The organism is Halobacillus sp. Cin3 (assembly GCF_947311855.1).
GTDB lineage: Bacteria > Bacillota > Bacilli > Bacillales > Halobacillaceae > Halobacillus > Halobacillus kuroshimensis.
On record NZ_CAMZMV010000014.1, the window covers coordinates 1 to 3,019 of the forward strand.

At 52.8% G+C, this 3,019-nt stretch carries 1 rRNA gene; it reads right to left on the bottom strand.

From position 1 onward, the window contains the following. Nucleotides 1-2: 2 nt before the first annotated feature. Nucleotides 3-2,919: ribosomal RNA gene (locus QMA39_RS19675) — 23S ribosomal RNA — on the bottom strand. Nucleotides 2,920-3,019 lie beyond the last annotated feature (100 nt).

Consider the following 3,019-nt stretch of genomic DNA (forward strand, 5'->3'; position numbering starts at 1 on the left):
ATATAGATAAGTCATCGATCCATTAGTATCCGTCAGCTCCACGTGTCACCACGCTTCCACCTCGGACCTATCAACCTCATCGTCTCTGAGGGATCTTATCTGCTCGAAGCAGAGGGAAATCTCATCTCAAGGGGGGCTTCATGCTTAGATGCTTTCAGCACTTATCCCGACCACACGTAGCTACCCAGCGATGCTCCTGGCGGAACAACTGGTACACCAGCGGTGTGTCCATCCCGGTCCTCTCGTACTAAGGACAGCTCCTTTCAAATTTCCAACGCCCACGACGGATAGGGACCGAACTGTCTCACGACGTTCTGAACCCAGCTCGCGTACCGCTTTAATGGGCGAACAGCCCAACCCTTGGGACCGACTACAGCCCCAGGATGCGATGAGCCGACATCGAGGTGCCAAACCTCCCCGTCGATGTGGACTCTTGGGGGAGATAAGCCTGTTATCCCCGGGGTAGCTTTTATCCGTTGAGCGACGGCCCTTCCATACGGTACCGCCGGATCACTAAGCCCGACTTTCGTCCCTGCTCGACTTGTAGGTCTCGCAGTCAAGCTCCCTTGTGCCTTTACACTCTGCGAATGATTTCCAACCATTCTGAGGGAACCTTTGGGCGCCTCCGTTACTCTTTAGGAGGCGACCGCCCCAGTCAAACTGCCCACCTGACACTGTCTCCGGACCGGATTACGGTCCTGGGTTAGAATGTCCGTACAGCCAGGGTAGTATCCCACCAGCGCCTCCACCGAAGCTGGCGCTCCGGTTTCTAAGGCTCCTACCTATCCTGTACAAGCTGTACCAACATTCAATATCAGGCTGCAGTAAAGCTCCACGGGGTCTTTCCGTCCTGTCGCGGGTAATGTGCATCTTCACACATAGTATAATTTCACCGGGTCTCTCGTTGAGACAGTGCCCAAGTCGTTGCACCTTTCGTGCGGGTCGGAACTTACCCGACAAGGAATTTCGCTACCTTAGGACCGTTATAGTTACGGCCGCCGTTTACTGGGGCTTCGGTTCAACGCTTCGCATAAGCTAACGCATCCCCTTAACCTTCCAGCACCGGGCAGGTGTCAGCCCCTATACTTCGCCTTACGGCTTCGCAGAGACCTGTGTTTTTGGTAAACAGTCGCTTGGGCCTTTTCACTGCGGCTCCTCGGCAGAGGAGCACCCCTTCTCCCGAAGTTACGGGGTCATTTTGCCGAGTTCCTTAACGAGAGTTCTCCCGCTCACCTTAGGATACTCTCCTCGCCTACCTGTGTCGGTTTGCGGTACGGGCACCTCTTTCCTCATTAGAGGCTTTTCTTGGCAGTGTGAAATCAGGAGCTTCGGTACTATAGTTCCCTCCCCATCACAGCTCGACGTTGCCGGACGGATTTGCCTATTCCGACCGTCTCACTGCTTGGACGTGCACATCCAATGGCACGCTCTCCCTATCCTCCTGCGTCCCCCCGTCATTCAAACGGAAAGGAGGTGGTACAGGAATATCAACCTGTTGTCCATCGCCTACGCCTTTCGGCCTCGGCTTAGGTCCCGACTAACCCTGAGAGGACGAGCCTTCCTCAGGAAACCTTAGGCATTCGGTGAAAGAGATTCTCACTCTTTTTTCGCTACTCATACCGGCATTCTCACTTCTAAGCGCTCCACCAGTCCTTACGGTCTGACTTCGCAGCACTTAGAACGCTCTCCTACCACTGATCGTAAGATCAATCCGCAGCTTCGGTGGTGTGTTTAGCCCCGGTACATTTTCGGCGCAGAGTCACTCGACCAGTGAGCTATTACGCACTCTTTGAATGATGGCTGCTTCTAAGCCAACATCCTGGTTGTCTAAGCAACTCCACATCCTTTTCCACTTAACACACACTTTGGGACCTTAGCTGGCGGTCTGGGCTGTTTCCCTCTCGACCATGAACCTTATCACCCACGGTCTGACTCCCAGAACAAAGTCTATGGCATTCGGAGTTTGACTGAATTCGGTAACCCGATAGGGGCCCCTCGTCCAATCAGTGCTCTACCTCCATGACTTTCTATTCTGAGGCTAGCCCTAAAGCTATTTCGGAGAGAACCAGCTATCTCCGTGTTCGATTGGCATTTCACCCCTACCCACACCTCATCCCCGTAATTTTCAACTTACGTGGGTTCGGGCCTCCAGTCAGTGTTACCTGACCTTCACCCTGGACATGGGTAGATCACACGGTTTCGGGTCTACGACCGCATACTCACTCGCCCTATTCAGACTCGCTTTCGCTGCGGCTCCGCTTCTGCTGCTTAACCTCGCATACGGTCGTAACTCGCCGGTTCATTCTACAAAAGGCACGCCGTCACCCATTAACGGGCTCCGACTACTTGTAGGCACACGGTTTCAGGTTCTATTTCACTCCCCTTCCGGGGTGCTTTTCACCTTTCCCTCACGGTACTGGTTCACTATCGGTTACTAGGGAGTATTTAGCCTTGGGAGATGGTCCTCCCGGATTCCGACGGAATTCCTCGTGTTCCGCCGTACTCAGGATCCACTCCGGAGAGAGGAAGATTTCGACTACAGGGCTGTTACCCTCTTCGGCTGATCTTTCCAGATCGATTCGTCTATCTTCCTCCTTGATAACTCCAAAGGAGTGTCCTACAACCCCAGAAAGCAAGCTTTCTGGTTTGGGCTGATTCCGTTTCGCTCGCCGCTACTTGGGAAATCGCGTTTGCTTTCTCTTCCTCCGGGTACTTAGATGTTTCAGTTCCCCGGGTCTGCCTTCCTATACCTATGTATTCAGTATAGGATACTGTCCCATTACGAACAGTGGGTTTCCCCATTCGGAAATCTCCGGGTCAAAGCCTGCTTACGGCTCGCCGGAGCATATCGGTGTTAGTCCCGTCCTTCATCGGCTCCTAGTACCAAGGCATCCACCGTGCGCCCTTATTCACTTAACTATCTTCGTGAAAAGACGTTTATATAAATCAATTAGATGTCTTGTCATCATGATCTCATCGCTAGATGAGTCATAATTCCTTATCCAGTTTTCAAGGTTCA